Origin of the sequence: Flavobacterium ginsengiterrae, from assembly GCF_039539785.1 — a bacterium.
Taxonomy (GTDB): domain Bacteria; phylum Bacteroidota; class Bacteroidia; order Flavobacteriales; family Flavobacteriaceae; genus Flavobacterium; species Flavobacterium ginsengiterrae.
Genome location: NZ_BAABDU010000004.1, coordinates 287,975 through 306,890, shown reverse-complemented (window position 1 = coordinate 306,890; position 18,916 = coordinate 287,975). Strand labels below are relative to the sequence as shown.

Below are 18,916 nucleotides of genomic sequence, written 5' to 3'. Positions count from 1 at the left end.
AAGGTAAGAATCAAATACAAAAGTTGTTCATAAATAAATTAAAAACTGGAATTATGAATGCCAACTTTTACTTATTTTTGTAGGAATTTTATATATTATGAAGAATATGCTTATTGTTGTACTCTTTCTGTTTTTAAACGGAATGGGCTGTGTGAAAGATCATGAAATTGTAAGGTCTTTTTGTTACTGGAAAACGGATTTATATTTTCAGAAAGAAGATGATTCTATGATGAATAAATTGGGTGTAAAACACATGTATGTTCGCTTTTTTGATGTCGATTGGAATCCATATTCGAAACAAGCTCTCCCTGTAGCAACCATTAACAATGTTTCGTTTAATAAAAACTATCCGGAAATTACGCCGTCTGTTTTTATTACTAATGATGTTGTTTTAAATACCAATAAAAAACAATTAGACACTTTAGCGCTCCGAATCTCAATGCGCATAAAGGAAATAGGGCAGAAGATTATTCAAAGCAAGGCAGAAAAAATTGCTTACGGAATTGTGTATCCTAAAGATTATTACAAACAAAAAGATTACAAAAATCTCAATTATGATTCGGTAAAATCGCTGGAGTTAGCAAAATTAAAAATCGATTTTAAAGAAATTTTGATTGATTGTGACTGGACAGAAAAATCAAAGAAAAACTACTTTTATCTCCTTGAAAAAATTAAGAATCAGTTTCCAAACGCTCAAATTGCCGCTACAATTCGTCTTTGGCAATATAAATATGCCACCAAAGCCGGAACACCTCCCGTAGATAAAGGTCTGCTGATGTGTTATAATATCACAAAACCAGATGATTTTCAAACCAAAAATTCTATCGGAACCAGTGATGAATTAAAACAATATATTACCCACAGTGATTATAAATTAAAACTCGATGTTGCACTGCCACTATACAGCTGGGCAGTTGTTTTTCGGGGAGGTAAGTTTAAAGGAATTTTGTCTAATTATGAAAATATAATGGACGATACCGTTAAACTCAAGAAAATAAACGATAGTAAATACGTATTGCAAGATGATATTCTGGTTGGGCAGACTTATCTGCGAAATGGAGATGAGGTAAGGATAGAGAAAATTTCTGATGCTGAACTCGAAAAGATGATTTCTATTATAAAAAGTAAAATCCCAATTGATAATCAGACCAAAGTAACGTTTTTCTCTTTTGATAAAAAATACATTAAAGAATATGGAATCAATAACATATCAAAATATTATGAAAGTTTTTAGCAGTTTGTTTTTACTGTTAAGTTTTCAATTTTCTTCTGCCTGCGGATGGAGCGTTTCGCCGGAAACATCTCGTCTGGCTTTGTTTAAAGCACAAAGAGAAGGCTTTTTTAGACTAACGCCCTTTTATTATTCGGCAGATTGGTATTACTCTACAAATACTTTTTCTACAGCCGACTGGGAAGTGAATTGCAAAGAATGGCAGCAAAAAATAGGCAGTAATGTTAAGACCGAAGATATTCATGCCATTTTATATGAAACTAATTCTGAGGATTTTGACAATGCTTTTAAAAAGAAAGCATTAAAAGAAGTATTTCCTAATAATACTTTCGTGCAGGCATTGTTGCAGTCTAAAAATAAATCCCTGCTCACATATATTTTATTTGCCAAAAAGATGGAATACAGTGGCAGCCAGGATGTAAAATGGGAATCTTGGCGAAATATTGGATACAGTCAAAATCATCCAACTGCTGATATAGAGAGCTTTGATAAAAAAATAAAATCCGCCAAAGATGAATTTTTAAAACAACGATATGCATTTCTATATTTAAGATACAATTTTTATGCTGAAAATAAACAAGAAGTAATTAGGCTCTATGATACTTATTTTGATAAAGAAACAAACACTATTTTAAAGCCATGGGCTTTGTATTATAAAGCTTTGTGTATTGATAATTTTGCAATGCAAAACTATTTGCTTAGTAAAGTGTTTACATCGTGCGAAGAAAAAACATTTGCCGTTTTACAGCATTACAACTGGAAATTAACAGCAGAAACTTTGGCGTTGGCACAAAATAATGAAGAAAGAAGCACAATTTTAGCCATAGAAAGTCTTCGAAATCCCGCTCCGGATTTAAAAACAATTCAAAAAGTTTATAAGCTGAACCCAAATAGTCTGCTTTTAAGTTTTTTGATAGGAAGAGAAGTCAATAAGCTGGAAGATTGGCTTTTAACACCGGAATACTCAAACGCCGGATCACCTTCGATAGTTTTTGACCGAGAAATTTGGTATGATGATTATGATAAAGCCAAAGCTGAAAATTATACTAAAGATATTTTTTACTTACGACAAGTGCGTGATTTCTTAATCAGTATTCACAGTAAGGCCTCAGGAGAACAGAAAGATTATTTAAGCGCTGCAATTGCCCAGATTTTATTTTTAAATGACGAAATTGATTTAGGAAAGAAATACACAGATATGATTTCTGCCAATGCTAATCAGTCGATACAAATGCAAAAAAATATGCTGCTGGCTTTAGTCTCTTTAAAACAAGATGATTTGAAAAACGAGAAAGTTAAAAATCAATTGTTTACTTATTTTTCTTCAATCGAAAATTTGATTGAAAAAGACAGTGGATTATTTAAAAATCTCTACAGTTTGTATCGAATTGCCAGTGAAGAATTTTATAAAAAAGGAGATACCGTTTCGGCAGGTTTGTTTTTTATGAAATCAGATATTAAAAATGAGGGAGAGTATTCTGCCTACAACAATCTTTATTATTATAGTTATATTGGTTATTTTGACCGTCATGCCACGTTAGAAGACGTTGATCGTTTAATTGCTTTACAGAAAAAGGAAAACAAAACGCCTTTTGAAAAATACCTTTGTGCCGGAACACTTGCGCCAAACAGTAACTATTACAAAGATTTAAAAGGAACAATTGCCTTTAGAAACAATAATCTAGAATTGGCTTATGAGACTTTTGCCAGTATGCCAAAGGATTTTTGGGATAAAAATTATGAGTTTAAAAGCTATTTGAATGAAGATCCTTTTAAACCAAAGATTTTACAAAAATATGAAGAACGTAAATTTGATTATCATTTTAATAAAGCAGATTTTATTGCCAAACTTATTGAGTTGAAAAAACAAAATACAGCTTCAAGTAATTTACAGCTGGCAAATGCTTATTTTAATGTTTCATATTTAGGAAATTCATGGATGATGAGCGCCTACGACTGGACGTCAGGAGAATCTTATACTGATTATGTTTACGGAGATAATACAGAGAATAAGAAGAAGTATCAAAATGGAAATTACTTTCATTTAAATACCGCAAAAATGTATTATCAAAAAGCACTCAAAATGTCTAAAAACAATAACGAGAAAGCAATGGCAAGCTTAATGCTTTTTGAATGTAATTATTACGCATATTATGCTGATTTTATAGATGATAAAAGGCCGGCCTTTAAAGCTGGAAAAGAACTTCGTGATTTTTATTCTGTGTATAAAACAACATCAACGTTTAAACAATACAATTGCCCGCTTTTGAAATCATTTATTAATTAGTCGAAAGTAAAAGAAGCTAAAAAAAGCGTTCGCTGTGCGAACGCTTTTTTTATATGATTTCAAAATCTAAAATCTAAAATCTAAAATCTAAAATTAGATAGCTGTAACAATTGCTAAGAAATCGTCAGCTTTTAAAGCAGCACCTCCAATTAAACCACCGTCTACGTCTGGTTTAGAGAAAATTTCCTTAGCGTTTTCTGGTTTTACAGAACCACCGTATAAAATAGAAACTTCGTCAGCGATTTCAGCTCCAAAAGCTTTACGGATAGTTTCTCTAATAAATTCGTGCATTTCCTGAGCTTGTTCTGGCGAAGCAGTTTCTCCCGTTCCAATAGCCCAAACTGGTTCGTAAGCTAATACGATTTTAGACCAAGATTCTTTTGCAATATGGAAAACTCCGTCACGTAATTGATTTTCAACAATGTTAAAGTGATTGTTAGACTGACGGTCTTTTAGTTCTTCTCCAAAACAGAAAATAACTGTCATGTCATGTTTTAAAGCAGTATCTACTTTGTTTGCGATTAAAGCATCAGTTTCGTGAAAAATAGCTCTGCGCTCAGAGTGACCTAAAATTACAGTATTTACGCCAATGCTTGTTAACATATCTGCAGATATTTCTCCTGTAAAAGCACCGCCTTCAGCTTGGTGAACATTTTGAGCAGAAACGCCTATAGTTGTGTTTTTTAATTTTGTCGCCGCCGCTTGTAAGTTTACAAAAGTTGGTGCTACAATAACTTGTGCATTTGTTTTTGCTGGAATTTTAGTAATTAATTCGTTTAATAATTCTTCAGTCTGCGCTGCGTTTTTATGCATTTTCCAGTTTCCTGCAACAATCGATTTTCTCATTTTGGTAGTTTTTGTTATTCTTTTAATTTTTTTTGTTTGAATGAAGTAGTCAGTGTCAAAATTAAAATTTGATTTTTGACATTGATATTGCTATTTAAATTATTTTAAGCTTTTTAGCGTTTCGTTAATTTTATCGAAATCAGTTTCGATAGCACGGTATAAAACAATTTTTCCCGTTTTGTCAACCACAATATATCTTGGAATCCAGTCCAGATCAATTGCTTTTCCAAAGAGGCCTTTCATACCGTCGTTCATCATAAAATGATCGCCTTTGTTTAATTCGTGTTTTTCGATTCCAGCTTTCCATTTCTCAGCCGTTTTATCAGCAGAAAGGAATAAATAAGAAACATCAGGATTATTTGCCTGTAGTTCTTTTAATTTTGGCATTGCTTTTACACAGTCGCCGCACCAAGATGCCCAAACTTCGATTACCAAAGTTTTTCCTTTATATTTTTTTAAAATGTTTTTAAAAGTAACCTGACTTCCGTCAATGGCAGATAATTTTTCAGATAAAGCTTCTTTAGAAAAACTTGTTTTTTGAGCCTGTGAACAAGAAAATGTAATAAAAGCAATAAATATTAAAGCTATTTGTTTCATAGAATTAGTGATTTTCAACAAAGTTAAACAAACAAATTGAAAGCCAAATGCGGATTAACAAAATTTCAAGAGTCCTTTATTTTGTAACAAAAAGACAGTTTTGGGTTAGAAAAACAGGATTGAAATCGTAATAGTTGGCTTCGAAATCGATTATTTTTCCAAGTTATATTTTTGAAAAACTATTGATCAGTATTTTTTTTGTAAAAAAGAGAAAAATTTGAAGGAGAAAAACGTCGTGAAAAGGCATTTTTATGTTTTATTTTTTTTGAAAATAAAGTATAAAAAAAGAGCTTAATTTTTAAGCTCTTTAAGATTTACACTTGTCTAAAAAATTAGATCTTAGTAGTAATACGAATTTTATAAACACCATTTGTTTTGTCTAATTCTGATTCAGCATTTTTAATTTCGAAAGAATTCACTTTACTGAAACTACAGCCATTTTTACTTAATCTTTCGGCAGAAACATGCAGTTCAAAAATACTTTTGTTTTCAATTTTTATTTCATAATTAAAAGTTCCTGATTGAAATCCTATGGCATCTATCGAAAGTCGGTTTAAATTATCACTTTTCATATAGGCATATTGCACAATTTTCTTTGTATCCATGTCAGTTACTGTAATAGCCTGTTTAGCATCAAAAGTACCGTTTGTGTATAAATTTTCACCAGAATCTTTATCTATAAATTCAAAAGCAAATGACACAGGCGGCGAAGTACAATCAATAATATTAGAATCGCTTGAGCAGCCAAAAGCAGTTATTAATAATAAAACAAATGATAATTGAATCAATCTTTTCATGGTTAGTTTTGTTTTTGGTACACGCCAAATGTAAGATTATTATTCATTTTTGCAAATTTTAAAAACGTATCTGAAATTTTTAATTCAGATCATAATTTTCATTTGCCCATTTTTTGCATGGAGCAATCCAATTATCTGCCGCTTTATATAAAAAACCATGTTTGAGTCCTGTATTTAATTCGATTTCTTTAAAATGATTTACTTTTAATTTTGATGTTTCTTTTCTTCTAATTGCTGACACACCATAGATATCTGATTTTTCATAAATAGTCAAAATGTTGCCACAGTAATTAATATCTTGAATTTCTTTTATGTCTGAATCTCTAAAACATCCAATAAAAACAAAATTAACATCGGGATTTGCCAAATAAGTCGAAACATACTGCGCAATATAACCGCCTTTTGAAGTTCCAATAACCGTAATTTTATTTGGTTTTACGCCTTTTTTTATGAGCTTTTGAATTTGCTTTACAACTTTTTCGGCATAATCTGCAGCGTTGGTATTTTTCTTTCTTTTTTCGCTGAAAACTATAAAATTATCTTTTCTAAAAGATTCTAAAATTTGATTATATTCTGCTTTCCCATATTCCGGATGAGAAACATTCAAATCATTTTCTTCGACAAATTTGTTGTGAAAGAAGAAAATATAACGTTGATTTTCATTTTGTTTTTTTTCTTGGCTAAATGCAATTGAAAACGAAAAGGCTGTAATTAAAAAAGCAAAAAATAATTTTAGTATTTGTTTCATAGAATTTTCGTTTTGAAAGATATTTTTCAGGCATAAAAAAAGCCCAATTTAATATGGACTTTATGTATTTAAAATAATAATGTTATATCTTTAATTTGAAAGTAAGTTTGCTTACTTCTTCTTGTTTGTCACATTCGATATTTTTTAAATCGTCTAATTTTTTATTAATCTTTGTCTTTGAATCAGTAGACAAATTTATATTTTTAGATAATTCTTTTTTTATTATCGTCTTCATAATTCTTTTCTTTTTAAAATGAATCCAAAAAAATCTTTATTTGATTTAAAAGGGACATTTATAACATTGCCAGTCTCATTCTTTATTGCTCCAAAGATAAGAAAAGTTTTGGATAATTCTTCTAAGTTAATGGTTATTACTCGTCTGTATAATCTGGTTCTTCCTAATGTACTTCCTTTAAAAAATACCATTTTTTCAGGATATTTTTCGGTAAAAATATATATCGATTGTGCGACAGTGGCAAGAATAACATTTCTATCGCCGTTATTAGTAATTACTGAATCGTCTAAAAGATATTTTTGTTCAGTTTCATTATATATCAGATCTCCAAATGCCAAATTGTAAATTTGTTCAGATTGAAGTGCTTTAAAAAGTATAACTTTTTTTATTTCTCCATTTCTGCTAATGCTTTTAAATTCGAAAATGGTAGTGTTGCTATTTTTATACAGATCGTATTTCTGATAATTCATTACCTTAATTTAAGAATGCAAAAATAAATAATTATGTAAAAAAAAAACCACAATTTATATTGTGGCTTTTTTGATTTTATATTTGATTTTAAATTCCGTATGCAACGTCTGATAATTTTAAATCATCAATATCATTATAATGAACTTTTTGTGCTACAGTTCCTTTGTGAAGGACTACAATACTAGGATTTGCTCTTTCGATGGTTTTTAAAGTTGTAGCATCGCAGAAATAAAAATCAACATTTAAATTGTATTCTTTTTTAGCTTTTGCAATTTCATCGGCTCCAGAAGCAGTCATAGCGATAACTTTGTAGCCTTTTGCTTTTGCATCAGCAGAAACTTTTGCTAGTTTCTTCATTCCGTCAGGATTTGATTTTGTTAAATCGTAAGTAACAAAAACAACTAATTTTGGTTCTTTCAGTAATTCGTCTTTGTAGTCAGAATCATCTTTTGTCATTGTAAAATCATGAATTGGCGGCACATAACCTTCAGAAATTACTTTGTCTTTCCTGTCAACAAAAACGGCACCTTCTGGAATATTCATTAAATCTTTTTCTTTAAATTCTTTGTCAACGCCGTTTACTTTGTAAATAAAAATCATTTCAACAACTGATTTTGGTGCGCCTTCCGGAATTTCCATTCCTTTCTCGATATTATTTCCAACTTTATACGGACGGAAATCTTTTATTGGATTGTGATTTAAAACCCAATACGCCATAAAAGCAGATAAAATGACACTTAAGTAAACAGCAAAATTTGTTTTTGCAGTTGAAAATAAAGGTTTTATTAATTTTTGATTGAAAAATAAAATCAGGATAAAGAATAATAAAACAACATCTTTTGTAAATGACTGCCAAGGTGTTAATTTTAAAGCATCGCCAAAACAGCCGCAATCTTTTACCACATCAAAATAAGCAGAGTAGAAGGTAAGGAAAGTAAAGAAAACAATTAAAAGTAATAAAGCCCAAATGGTTTGTGTGGCTTTGTAACCTACCAGTAACATTACACCTAAAACTACTTCTAAAATTACCAGAAAAACAGCCATACTCAGCGTAAAAGGCTCTAAAAAAGGCAGGTTAAAAACAGGCTCACTAAAATATTCAGTTAATTTATAAGAGAATCCAACCGGATCGTTTAATTTAATTAATCCTGAAATTATAAAAAGTACGCCGACAAATAATCGGGAGAATTGAGTAATGATGTTTTTCATGAGACTTATTTAGAAATTCCAATTTTTTAAATTCCAAATTCCAAGTTTTTAGTATTGGAATTTGGAATTTTATTTTTTGGAATTTTATTTAATGATTGGGTTTAAAATTAAGGCAAAAACAGAATAATTAATCATATCCTGATAATTAGCGTCGATACCTTCAGAAACGATTGTTTTTCCTTTATTATCTTCAATTTGCTTTACACGAAGGATCTTCTGCAGGATCAAATCAGTTAAAGAACTTACACGCATATCGCGCCACGCTTCGCCATAGTCATGGTTTTTGGCTTCCATTAGTTCTTTAGTCTGTTTTACTTTAGCATCATATAATTCAGTCGCTTTTTCAACGTCAAGATCCGGTTGTTCGACAACGCCAAGTTCTAACTGAATCAAAGCCATAATCGAATAATTGATAATTCCGATAAATTCGCCTTTTTCGTCTTCGTCAACTTTACGAACTTCGTTTTCCTGTAAACTTCTGATTCTTTGCGCTTTTATGAAAATCTGATCTGTAAGCGAAGGCAGTCTTAAAATACGCCATGCGCTGCCGTAATCGGTCATTTTATTAATAAACAAGGTTCTGCAAACCTCAATTACATTATCAAATTCTTGAGAAGTATTCTTCATTTATTGCTGTATATTTGCTAAAATTTCTTCAAAAATAGGGATTATATTAAATAGTTTCAAGTTTCAGGTTTTCTTTGTTTCAAGTTTTTTCCAAACAAATTGTTAACGCTAAGCCTGAAACCTGAAACAAATAAAACTTGAAACTAAAATGTTTATTAATTGCAAAGGCCGTTTGATCGATTTGGAGATTCCTAAAATAATGGGAATCTTAAATGTAACTCCAAATTCTTTTTTTGACGGCGGAAAATATAAAAACGAATCTGAAATCCTTTCACAAGTAGAAAAAATGCTTGCTGAAGGTGCTGATTTTATTGATATCGGCGCTTATTCAAGCAAGCCAAGCGCCGAATTTGTAACCGAACAAGAAGAAATCGACCGAATTGTTCCCGCAATCAAATTGATTTTAAAGCACTTTCCGGAAACATTATTATCAATTGATACTTTTAGAGCTGAGGTTGCAAAAGCCAGTATAGAAAGCGGTGCTGCAATTATAAATGATATTGCAGCCGGCGAATTAGACGATAAAATGTTTGATGTAATTGCGCATTACAACGTTCCATACATTATGATGCACATGCGTGGAAATCCGCAAACAATGCAGAGTCTGACGCAATACGATGATATTATAAAAGAAATGCTTTTTTATTTTTCAGAGAAAGTTGCAAAAGCAAGAAGTTTCGGAATCAACGATTTAATTCTCGATCCAGGTTTTGGTTTTGCAAAAACTACCGATCAGAATTATGAAGTTATGCAGAAAATGGAGCTTTTTAATGTTTTAGAATTGCCTGTTTTAGCTGGGATTTCAAGAAAATCGATGATATACAAAACATTAAATATTACACCTCAGGAAGCTTTGAATGCTACAACATTTTTAAACACGATTGCTTTGACAAAAGGAGCAAAAATTCTTCGCGTTCACGATGTAAAAGAAGCGGTAGAATGTGTTACTTTGTTTAATAAATTGAATTTGTAAACGAGTGATTGTCATTTCGACTGAAAGGAGAAATGACAAAAAAGTTTAAAATATTTAAAAACCATTATGAGATACCTTAGCCTTATTATTGCTTTACTTCTTTTTTCTTGCGGAAATAAGCAAGACGTTTTATTACCAAAATCAAATGTCTCAATCGTAAAAGATGTACAGGATCATTCGCCTATTTATATATTTTTTAAAGTTGAAGGAAAAGACACTCTGGCTGAACTAAATCGAAAAAGCGCTATTATTTCAACAAACTGGATTTTAAATATTGATAAACGTCTGCCGTTAAAACTGGTGATACCTCAGGTAATGAAGATGCAGGAAAAAAAGCGCAGCGAAAAAATGCATCAAAACGAAGAATCTGAAAACTATTATTCGTATGCAGATTCTGTTGGAAAGAATCTTGCTTTTTTGCCTTTTACAAAAGTGTTTTACAAAATGGAAAAACCAACAGAAAATGTGGGTTTTATATTTCATTTTAGAAAAGGAAATGATTTAGTTGTACTGAATAACAATTCTGAGGTAAAGAAAACCGATCTTTTAAAAGAATTTTCTAGAATTGATTTAGCGATTAATTCGCAGCTTATTTTTGTTTTTGATAAGAATATGAGTTACGAAGAATATATTCAAAATAAAATTTTGGTTCATGATTTAGATACTTTTAGCGATAAAGTTCCACTGGAATTTATCTATTAAAAAGCTGAACACTAAATTATTGATGATGATAAGGCTCGTTTCTTAAAATCGTAAATCCTCTATACAGCTGTTCAATAAAAAACAAACGCACCATTTGATGTGAAAACGTCATTAGTGAAAGCGAAACTTTTCCCTGCGCTTTTTTATAAACCGTTTCAGAAAATCCGTAAGGTCCGCCAATTACAAAAACTAAGGTTTTAACGCCTGAATTCATTTTCTTTTGCAATTCTTCAGAAAAACCAACGCTGGAAAAGTTTTTTCCATTTTCATCCAACAAAATCAATTGATCGGTTGCTGAAAGTTTAGAAAGAATCAATTCGCCTTCTTTTTCTTTTTGCTGACTTTCAGATAAGTTTTTTACGTTTTTGATGTCTGGAATTATCTCCAAATCAAATTTGATATAAAAAGACAAACGTTTTGTATAATCGTCAATCAAAGTTTGAAGCGATTTATTATCTGTTTTGCCAATGGCGATAAGTTTGATATTCATTGTATTGTTTTTTTCTTGCCACGAACTGCACTAATTCGCACAAATTTTAAATCGGCTTAATCTGCAATCCCGATAGCTATCGGGAGTGAGTGATTTTTTGCCGCAGATTAAAAAATTTAAAATGATTTTTTTAATCTGTGTTAATCTGTGAAATCTGTGGCGAAATAAAATTATTTCTTATTTTCAAAAACCGTTTCAAAATGTTCTACAATTGGAAACGGTTCATAATAATTATGTAAAATCTTTTTCCATTCTAAATACGCTTCAGAAGTTCGAAAACCTACTGTATGATCTTCAAGCGTATTCCAATCAACCAATAAAAGATATTTGTTTTCAACTTCAAGACATTTTTCTAATCGATGTCCCAAATAACCATCAATTGACGAAATATATTGACTTGCTTTTATAAAATCACCTTCAAATTGATTGGCCAATTCAGGCTTTACGTAAAGAAATGCGGCTTCTAGAATCATAATATTATTTGAATTATCTGCCAGATTTTATTTTTATTTAAAAGATCAGCGATTATCAGCTTAAACCTGTAAAATCTGCGTGAAACATTTTACAGTTTAATTTTTAGAAAACTTAGCTTCAAAAGTTTTAAAACGATTGTCCAAATCTTTCAATAATTGTTTTTTAACCGAAGCGTCTTGAATAAAACTGTAATTAATGCTGTTATAAACGTATTTTTTAATCGTTTCATAATTTACGTCAGGATATCTTTTTGCCAATAAAACATATTGCTCGGTCATATTGGTTCTTAAAATTCCTGCATCATCCGTACTGATCACGATTGGAACATTGAATTCTTTGTAAAGTGTAAAAGGATGCCTGTTTTCTTTTACTTTCAAAATGAATTCGTTACTCACTAAATTAATCTCAATCGGAATATTATTTTTAGACATATAACGCAATAAATCGTAAGAGTTTGCTTCGTAGGCCATATCAACTCCGTGGCCAATTCTGTTGGCTCCTGCAATGTAAATTGCATCATTAATATGCCAAGTCAGTTCTTCCGGCTGAACCAAACCTAAAGTTAGTTCGCCCGCATGAAGCGTATATTTTACATCTGGAAATTTAGAATGACAGTATTTAAACATCACCATATGAAGCCAGTAATCTTTCATCGAATTTTCGCCATGTTCTGGAGAAACGATATTTACACCCGCAGTTAATTTGCTTTCGCTTGACGAAATAAAAGCAATTGTCAGATTTTTAAACAAATCTACAGGTTCCATAAAACGAAGTACAAAGTTTTGATAACGCATTGTAAAACGTTCGTCATCCATTTTCAAATCTTTATGGAGTTTTGCTAAGAAATTGTTGTTGAAATCATCAGCATATTTTTTAGCATCTTTTTTCTGAAGCGCTTTATACAATTCGTCTAAAAGTTTAAAAACCGCTTTTTCATCTTTTTGAGCCGAAGCCTGTCGAAGTTTTGTATTGAAATCGGATAAATCTGAAACATTCATATCGCACGGAATTGTAGATAATTGGGTTTCGATGTAACTTACGTTTTCAGAAAGTGCGCGTTTTTTTAATTCCAACATTCCTTCTGCAAAATGACCTGCAATTGTGGGTTCGAATTTCATGAATGAATCAAAGAATTGATCATCAGAAGGTACTGATCCGTTATAATCTTTAATTGACCAAGTCTGCATAATTTGCTGCTGATAATAATCTAATTTATCGTTATTTTTTAGAGAAGAAAAAGTCTGCCAGTTTCCTTTTGCAGGTTTCGTTTTAGAGACCGCCATCGTTTCTACATTCAAATAAAAGTCTTCTGCGATGGCTCTTTCTAAAAGCGGTTCTGCATAAACGGATCCTGAAAAATGGTGGTGTAAATCGCCTCCTTTTGGCATTTGTTGAAAAAAAGCTGTTAAGAGAGCTTCATTATTTCTGATTTTTTCTAAATAACTTTCAGCCGATTGAGAAAAGCCGATTTGCGTCATAAAAATACAGAAAAGCGTAATTATCCTTGTCATACTCTAAGTTTAAATTACATGCAAATGTAAGAGTTTTGGAGGAGATTTCCAAAGAGGCAAAGTTTCAAAGAGACAAAGATGCAAAGTTTTTTTAACCGCAAAGAGCGCAAGGTTTTTTTATATGCTAACTTAGTATAAACGCAAAGTTCGCAAAGCTTTGTCTAAAACTTTGCGAACTTTGCGTAATCCTTAGCGTGCTTTGCGGTTAAAAAAAACTTAGAACCTTTTCTCAAGAAAGTACATCACGTATTTCCTCCACCTTATCAAAAACGCTTTTCGCGAAAGGACAAAGCGGAATAATTTTTACATTATTTTTTCGGGCGTAATCGACAGCTCCCATAAGCATTTTTTTACCGACACCTTTTCCATTGAATTCCGGACTTACTTCTGTGTGGTCAATAATAAATTGCGAATCTCCTGCCCAGGTATATGTCATTTTTCCGGCTTCTTTTCCGTCTTCTACCGCTTCAAAATAGCCTTTTTTAGTATCGTTTATTTGTTGAATTTCCATTATGTTTTTTAGATTAAAGTCGTTTTAATTTCGATGGTATGTGTCAATGTTTTATGAATCGGACAGCTGTTTGCTATTGTTTCTAAGCGTTGTCTTTGCGTTTCATCAACATCTCCGATTACTTCAATTTTTCTTGTGAAAACCGATACGCTTCGTTCAGAATTTCTGTCAAAATCTATTTTTACATTGATTTCTTCAACGTTCCATTGTTTTCTGTTAATGTACATTCGTAACGTAATTACGGTGCACGAAGCCAATGAAGCGGCTAAAAGTTCGGTCGGGTTCAAACCTAAATTTTTACCGCCCAATTCCTGCGGTTCATCAGAAATTAAAATATTATCAGATGCTGATTTTATTTCGGTACGATACAAACGCGTATCTATTTTTGCTGAAATGGTATCCATAATTATTTCATTCTTGGTTCTGGTAATGGAACAAATTCGGTTTCGCCAGGAACTTTCGGGAAAGTCTGAGCTGTCCAGTCTCTTTTTGCTTTTTCGATTAATTCTTTATCCGAAGAAACAAAATTCCAAAAGATAAAATGTTCTTCCGGAAACGGCTGTCCGCCAAAAATATAAACTGTAGAATTTGCAGTAATTTCAAATTCACAAAGCGTACTGTCATTCGTAATCAAAATTTGTTTCGGATCGTAAACGTGTTCACCGCTTTTGATGCTTCCTTCTAAAATGTACAAGCCGCTTTCGCCAAATAAATGGTTTCCAATATTAATTTTTTGTGTCGTTGGACTTTTAATTTCAATAAAATATAACGGACTGTAAACAGGAACTGGAGATTTTTTTCCGAAAGCTTCACCGGCAATTAGTTTATACGAAACGCCGTTTTCTTCCCAAGATGGAATATCATCTGCTTCAACATGCGTAAAATTCGGGTCCATTTGTTCCAATTCTTTAGGAAGTGCCACCCAAATCTGTAATCCATGAAGCATTTTGTCCGAATGTCTTAAATATTCAGGCGTTCTTTCAGAATGTACAATTCCTTTTCCGGCTGTCATCCAGTTTACCGCGCCGGGTTTTATTTCGAGTTCTGTTCCTAAACTGTCTCGATGCATAATGCTTCCTTCAAACAAAAAAGTAAGCGTAGAAAGTCCGATATGCGGATGCGGAGGAACATCCATATTTTCATGGTCACTTAAGTGTGCCGGTCCCATATGATCGATAAAAACAAATGGTCCAACGGCTCTTTTTTCGCGGAAAGGCAATAATCTCCCTACCATAAAATTGCCAATGTTGGCAGCGCGTTCTTCGATAATTAAACTGATATTTGACATGTGAAATTTTTTAGTTGAAACAAAATTAGAGAGGTTGTGTTGGTCTCTAACTTAATTTAGGTTAAGAAAGTTGTTTTTTGCTTTTTGTGTTATAAAAATAAGCAAAATACCCCGGAGGGGTAAAATATTTATAGAAATAATTAACAACCGCATAATAAAACCCCAGCGGGGTGAAATATGTCGCTCCGCTGGAGCTTTTTTTAATATGATGTTCTAATTTTCTATAAATATTTTACTCCTCCGGAGTATGGTTAATCAATCAATTCAAACTCTAAAACGTCACTTTCAGTTCCATTAATAATAATTGACAATTGATGAATTCCAGTGTGAAAAACACGTGTCGTAATAATCTTGAAAGATTGATTTCTTTCCACTTTGGTTAATTGATTGGGATGATAAATTTTCTCGCTGATTTTGAAAACCTTTTTTGCCAAATGACCTTTTGCTTTTTTATAATGAACCGCATATTCTAAACGTACCGTTTTCGCTTCTTCATTTTTATTATTTAAATGAAAGTGAAACTGCAGATATTCGCCGATTTTTACTTTTGGCGTTTTGATTTCGAAAGACGAAAGTTCAATATTTGTGCTTTCTAAACCATAATGACTTAGAATTTCAGGATGTCCTTGTTTTAATAACGTTCGGCAGCCGTGTTTGATAATTCCGTCAGTTTCTTTGGTGTGGCCTTTCCATCTTTTTGCGATTTCTAAAACAATTTCCGGATTATCTTTTACAATATCATTCAGATTATTGGCGACACTTCTTCGAACATATTCTGAAGGATCATTTTTGAGGTTTTCTAAAATTGGAAGAATAGAAGTAGGATCTTTTTTTAAGAAAGGAATCGCCATTGCCCACGGTAATCTTGGGCGTGAACCTTCGCTTGCTAATCTTCGAACGTGATGATTTTCATGCAAAGACCATTTGACCATTTCATCAATCATTTTTTCTTTGTATTTTAAAATGAAAGGACGAACGGCAAATTCACAACTGATAAATTGTGTGATTGAAACAAAGGCTTTCGCCGAAGTTTTAAAATCGTCTAAACCATACATTTCGATGTAATCGGCAAAAAAAATGAAAGCCAGATTGCTGTCTGCAAAATTGTTTTTCCTAAGATTTTTAATGATTTTATCAATTAAAGCTGTGGCTTCGGGAAAGTTTTGAGGCATAAATTGATGAAAGACAACTGTAGTATGTTTCATGCGTTCTTTCCATTCTTTTTGAGCAAAATCGCCTTCGTAAATGGTTTCAATAAATTTTTGTTTGTCGAATGAAGGATAAACTTCGGCGACAGCCTGACCAAATTTTTCGTAAAAAGAAACCGAGTAAATATCTTTAATTAGTGCCATGATTTTGTTTGAATGAACTTCAAAGGTATTTAATGTTTTTCTTTTTCAATCATTAAGAGATCAAGTTTATTAAGAAATTGAACTTAATCTTGATACGCTGTATTCAATTAGATAATCGAGTTTTGCTAACTAAATAAAAGCTTAATTTTTCTTAAAACCTTAATGGTTAAAAAAGAAAAATTTAATGTTTTAAATGATTTTTCATATTAACTGAACTTTTAAATCCCCGAAATATGTTCTAATTTAGCAATTCATAAAATTTAAAAATATGATAAGCGAAGCACAATTTCAAGCCGAATTACAACTGTTGATTACCAATGCAATACGCGAAGATGTGGGTACAGGCGATTACAGTTCGCTGGCATGTATTCCAGATACAGCACACGGACAAGCAAAATTATTGGTAAAAGATCAAGGGATTATTGCTGGTGTTGAGCTTGCTAAAATGATATTTGAACACGTTGATCCAAAATTAAAAGTAAAAACTTTTATCGAAGACGGAACGCATGTAGAATACGGCGAAGTTGTTTTTGAAGTTTCTGGAAGCTCACAGTCTATTTTAAAAGGCGAAAGAGTGGTTTTGAATACTATGCAGAGAATGTCGGCAATTGCTACGAAAACCAGTCAGTATGTTGACTTATTAGAAGGAACCGGCGCTAAAATTTTAGATACCCGAAAAACAACTCCAAATTTTAGAGCTGCAGAAAAATGGGCGGTAAAAATTGGAGGAGGTGAGAATCACCGTTTTGCTCTTTATGATATGGTAATGCTGAAAGACAACCATATTGATTTTGCCGGCGGGATTACACGCGCTATTTCTAAAACAAAAGAATATTTAAAAGAAAATAATCTTGATTTGAAAATTATTGTTGAAGCCAGAAGTTTAGACGAAATCAGAGAGATTTTGTTAAGCGATGGTGTTCACAGAATCCTGATTGATAATTTTAATTATGAAGATACAAAAACGGCAGTTCAATTAATTGGAACAAAATGCCAGACAGAATCTTCGGGTAATATTAACGAAAAAACAATTCGCGAATATGCTTTATGCGGTGTAAATTACATTTCATCTGGAGCTTTAACGCATTCTGTTTATAATATGGATTTGAGTTTGAAGGCTTTTTAAGCAAAAAGTTAGAAGTCAGGAGTTAGAAGTTAGAAATATTCTAAAATCTAAAATCAACAATCTAAAATTTAAAATATGTCGAAAGAAATAGAAGACCGGATTGATAAATTGCCTGTTATACGCAATCTGGCCGGACTTTTAAAAAAAATAAAGCTTCCGTGGCTGGAAGGTTTTTCATTGTATGATTTGCTGGAAATGTACACTTTAGGGATTCTTGAGGGGGCTTTTTCATATCATGCAAGTGCGGTTTCTTTCAGCTTTTTTATGGCTCTTTTTCCTTTCGCATTATTTATATTAAACTTAATTCCGTTTATTCCTATAGATAATTTTCAGGACGATTTTCTGCAGTTTGTGCAGCAGAGTGTTCCTCCAAATACTTATGATGCTATTAGTAAAATTATCAGCGATATTTTAAATAATAGTCATTCTGGCTTACTTTCTTCGGGATTTTTGCTTTCTATTTTTTTAATGGCAAACGGTATTAACGGAATTTTAAGCGGTTTTGAATCTTCTAAACACGTTTTTGATAAACGCGGTTTTTTCAGACAGTATTTAGTTGCACTGGCAATTTCGCTGGTTATGACTGTAATCCTCTTTGTAACTGTAGCAACAATTGTTGTTTTTGAGGTTTTTATTCAAAAAACTATTATTCAGGATGTGCTAAGTGATCGTATTCCTTTGATTATTTGGGGTCGATATTTGTTTGTAATGTTAATGATTTTGATAACATCTTCAATATTATTGCGTTATGGTACCAAACAGTACAATAAAGTGCCTTTTATAAGCATCGGCTCTGTTTTTACGACTGTCTTATTTGTTATATCTTCGTTCTTTTTTGGGATTTGGGTTATAAAATTTTCAAAATATAACGAACTTTATGGTTCTATTGGGACATTATTAATTCTAATGTTTTATATTTGGATAAACTGTATGATTCTGCTTTTAGGGTTCGAATTGAATGCTTCTATCAGAAAATTAAAACAAAAAAAAGAAAAATAATATGAAAAACTTGATGCTGACTATTGGAGTGCTCTTCTTTGCCCTGACCATGCAAAGCCAAAATGTAATTGGAAAATGGAAGACAATTGATGACGAAACAGGTGAAGCAAAATCTGTAGTAGAGATCTATGAAAAATCTGGAAAAATTTACGGTAAGGTTGTAGAAATACTTCGCGAAAATCATAAAAAAGACGTTTGTTCAAAATGTGACGGCGCCGAAAAAAACAAACCAATTTTAGGAATGGTTATTATAAATGGTCTTAAAAAAGATGGTTCAGAATATAACGGCGGGACTATTTTAGATCCTACAAGCGGTAAAAAATACAAATGTTATATCTCATTAGAATCTGCAGATAAATTAAAACTTCGCGGTTATGTTGGAATATCTTTAATGGGAAGAACTCAATACTGGACGAGAGTAAAAAATTAATTTAAAAATATA

Annotated in this window: 22 protein-coding genes; 7 read left to right on the top strand and 15 right to left on the bottom strand. The window is 31.8% G+C overall.

The window, feature by feature from the left end; all coding sequences use genetic code 11:
• Positions 1-97: 97 nt before the first annotated feature.
• Positions 98-1,234 (top strand): hypothetical protein, encoded by a 1,137-nt coding sequence (locus tag ABD859_RS11800; protein WP_345144494.1) that lies wholly within the window; start codon positions 98-100, stop codon positions 1,232-1,234.
• Positions 1,194-3,518 (top strand): hypothetical protein, encoded by a 2,325-nt coding sequence (locus tag ABD859_RS11795; protein WP_345144492.1) that lies wholly within the window; start codon positions 1,194-1,196, stop codon positions 3,516-3,518. Before ABD859_RS11800 ends, ABD859_RS11795 begins: the two co-directional genes overlap by 41 nt.
• 93 nt (positions 3,519-3,611) lie before the next feature.
• Here ABD859_RS11795 and tpiA read toward each other — a convergent pair whose 3' ends face one another.
• The 8 genes from tpiA to ABD859_RS11755 all read right to left on the bottom strand — a co-directional run bounded on the left by tpiA (position 3,612) and on the right by ABD859_RS11755 (position 9,048).
• Complete coding sequence (tpiA, locus tag ABD859_RS11790; RefSeq protein ID WP_345144490.1) at positions 3,612-4,364, bottom strand: triose-phosphate isomerase; 753 nt, start codon at positions 4,362-4,364, stop codon at positions 3,612-3,614.
• A gap of 99 nt (positions 4,365-4,463) precedes the next feature.
• A complete protein-coding gene (locus ABD859_RS11785; protein WP_345144488.1) occupies positions 4,464-4,961 on the bottom strand; it encodes a TlpA family protein disulfide reductase in 498 nt (165 codons plus the stop codon).
• Between the two features lie 332 nt (positions 4,962-5,293).
• The gene (locus ABD859_RS11780; protein ID WP_345144486.1) at positions 5,294-5,758 is read right to left on the bottom strand and encodes a hypothetical protein; all 465 of its coding nucleotides are present in this window, start codon (positions 5,756-5,758) and stop codon (positions 5,294-5,296) included.
• Positions 5,759-5,837: 79 nt separating this feature from the next.
• Positions 5,838-6,506: a dienelactone hydrolase family protein gene (locus tag ABD859_RS11775; protein ID WP_345144484.1), complete on the bottom strand. Its 669-nt coding sequence runs from the start codon at positions 6,504-6,506 to the stop codon at positions 5,838-5,840.
• Between the two features lie 82 nt (positions 6,507-6,588).
• Positions 6,589-6,741 carry a hypothetical protein gene (locus ABD859_RS11770; RefSeq protein ID WP_345144482.1) on the bottom strand — a complete coding sequence of 51 codons (153 nt, stop codon included), beginning with the start codon at positions 6,739-6,741 and terminating at the stop codon, positions 6,589-6,591.
• Entirely contained in the window at positions 6,738-7,211 is a 474-nt protein-coding gene (locus tag ABD859_RS11765) for a DUF6934 family protein (protein WP_345144480.1), read from the bottom strand. The genes ABD859_RS11770 and ABD859_RS11765 overlap by 4 nt, the downstream gene beginning before the upstream one ends.
• Positions 7,212-7,299: 88 nt before the next feature.
• Positions 7,300-8,421, bottom strand: coding sequence for a BT_3928 family protein (locus ABD859_RS11760; RefSeq protein ID WP_345144477.1), 1,122 nt, complete (start codon positions 8,419-8,421; stop codon positions 7,300-7,302).
• Between the two features lie 84 nt (positions 8,422-8,505).
• Positions 8,506-9,048 carry a DUF1599 domain-containing protein gene (locus ABD859_RS11755; protein ID WP_345144475.1) on the bottom strand — a complete coding sequence of 181 codons (543 nt, stop codon included), beginning with the start codon at positions 9,046-9,048 and terminating at the stop codon, positions 8,506-8,508.
• Between the two features lie 148 nt (positions 9,049-9,196).
• Between ABD859_RS11755 and folP the strand changes: the two genes are divergently transcribed.
• Positions 9,197-10,021: a dihydropteroate synthase gene (folP, locus tag ABD859_RS11750; RefSeq protein ID WP_345144473.1), complete on the top strand. Its 825-nt coding sequence runs from the start codon at positions 9,197-9,199 to the stop codon at positions 10,019-10,021.
• A 66-nt stretch (positions 10,022-10,087) separates the two neighbouring features.
• The gene (locus ABD859_RS11745) at positions 10,088-10,723 is read left to right on the top strand and encodes a hypothetical protein (RefSeq protein WP_345144471.1); all 636 of its coding nucleotides are present in this window, start codon (positions 10,088-10,090) and stop codon (positions 10,721-10,723) included.
• A gap of 16 nt (positions 10,724-10,739) precedes the next feature.
• Here ABD859_RS11745 and rlmH read toward each other — a convergent pair whose 3' ends face one another.
• From rlmH to ABD859_RS11710, 7 genes are all read right to left on the bottom strand, one after another.
• The gene (rlmH, locus tag ABD859_RS11740; RefSeq protein WP_026729408.1) at positions 10,740-11,213 is read right to left on the bottom strand and encodes a 23S rRNA (pseudouridine(1915)-N(3))-methyltransferase RlmH; all 474 of its coding nucleotides are present in this window, start codon (positions 11,211-11,213) and stop codon (positions 10,740-10,742) included.
• A gap of 170 nt (positions 11,214-11,383) precedes the next feature.
• Entirely contained in the window at positions 11,384-11,686 is a 303-nt protein-coding gene (locus ABD859_RS11735; RefSeq protein ID WP_345144469.1) for an antibiotic biosynthesis monooxygenase family protein, read from the bottom strand.
• Between the two features lie 96 nt (positions 11,687-11,782).
• Complete coding sequence (locus ABD859_RS11730) at positions 11,783-13,198, bottom strand: adenosine deaminase (RefSeq protein WP_345144468.1); 1,416 nt, start codon at positions 13,196-13,198, stop codon at positions 11,783-11,785.
• Positions 13,199-13,427: 229 nt separating this feature from the next.
• Complete coding sequence (locus ABD859_RS11725; RefSeq protein WP_345144466.1) at positions 13,428-13,709, bottom strand: GNAT family N-acetyltransferase; 282 nt, start codon at positions 13,707-13,709, stop codon at positions 13,428-13,430.
• 8 nt (positions 13,710-13,717) lie between these two features.
• Positions 13,718-14,113: an OsmC family protein gene (locus ABD859_RS11720; protein WP_345144464.1), complete on the bottom strand. Its 396-nt coding sequence runs from the start codon at positions 14,111-14,113 to the stop codon at positions 13,718-13,720.
• Positions 14,114-14,115: 2 nt separating this feature from the next.
• Positions 14,116-14,997 carry a pirin family protein gene (locus ABD859_RS11715; RefSeq protein WP_345144462.1) on the bottom strand — a complete coding sequence of 294 codons (882 nt, stop codon included), beginning with the start codon at positions 14,995-14,997 and terminating at the stop codon, positions 14,116-14,118.
• Between the two features lie 251 nt (positions 14,998-15,248).
• Positions 15,249-16,349, bottom strand: a complete 1,101-nt coding sequence (locus ABD859_RS11710; RefSeq protein WP_345144460.1) for a DNA alkylation repair protein — start codon at positions 16,347-16,349, stop codon at positions 15,249-15,251.
• A gap of 268 nt (positions 16,350-16,617) precedes the next feature.
• On the opposite strand from ABD859_RS11710, the gene nadC reads away from it, so the two are divergent.
• The 3 genes from nadC (at position 16,618) to ABD859_RS11695 (ending at position 18,904) form a co-directional block, all read left to right on the top strand.
• A complete protein-coding gene (gene nadC, locus ABD859_RS11705; protein WP_345144458.1) occupies positions 16,618-17,475 on the top strand; it encodes a carboxylating nicotinate-nucleotide diphosphorylase in 858 nt (285 codons plus the stop codon).
• Positions 17,476-17,550: 75 nt separating this feature from the next.
• The gene (locus ABD859_RS11700) at positions 17,551-18,474 is read left to right on the top strand and encodes a YihY/virulence factor BrkB family protein (protein WP_345144456.1); all 924 of its coding nucleotides are present in this window, start codon (positions 17,551-17,553) and stop codon (positions 18,472-18,474) included.
• Between the two features lies 1 nt (position 18,475).
• Entirely contained in the window at positions 18,476-18,904 is a 429-nt protein-coding gene (locus ABD859_RS11695; protein ID WP_345144454.1) for a DUF2147 domain-containing protein, read from the top strand.
• The last annotated feature ends 12 nt before the right edge of the window (positions 18,905-18,916 follow it).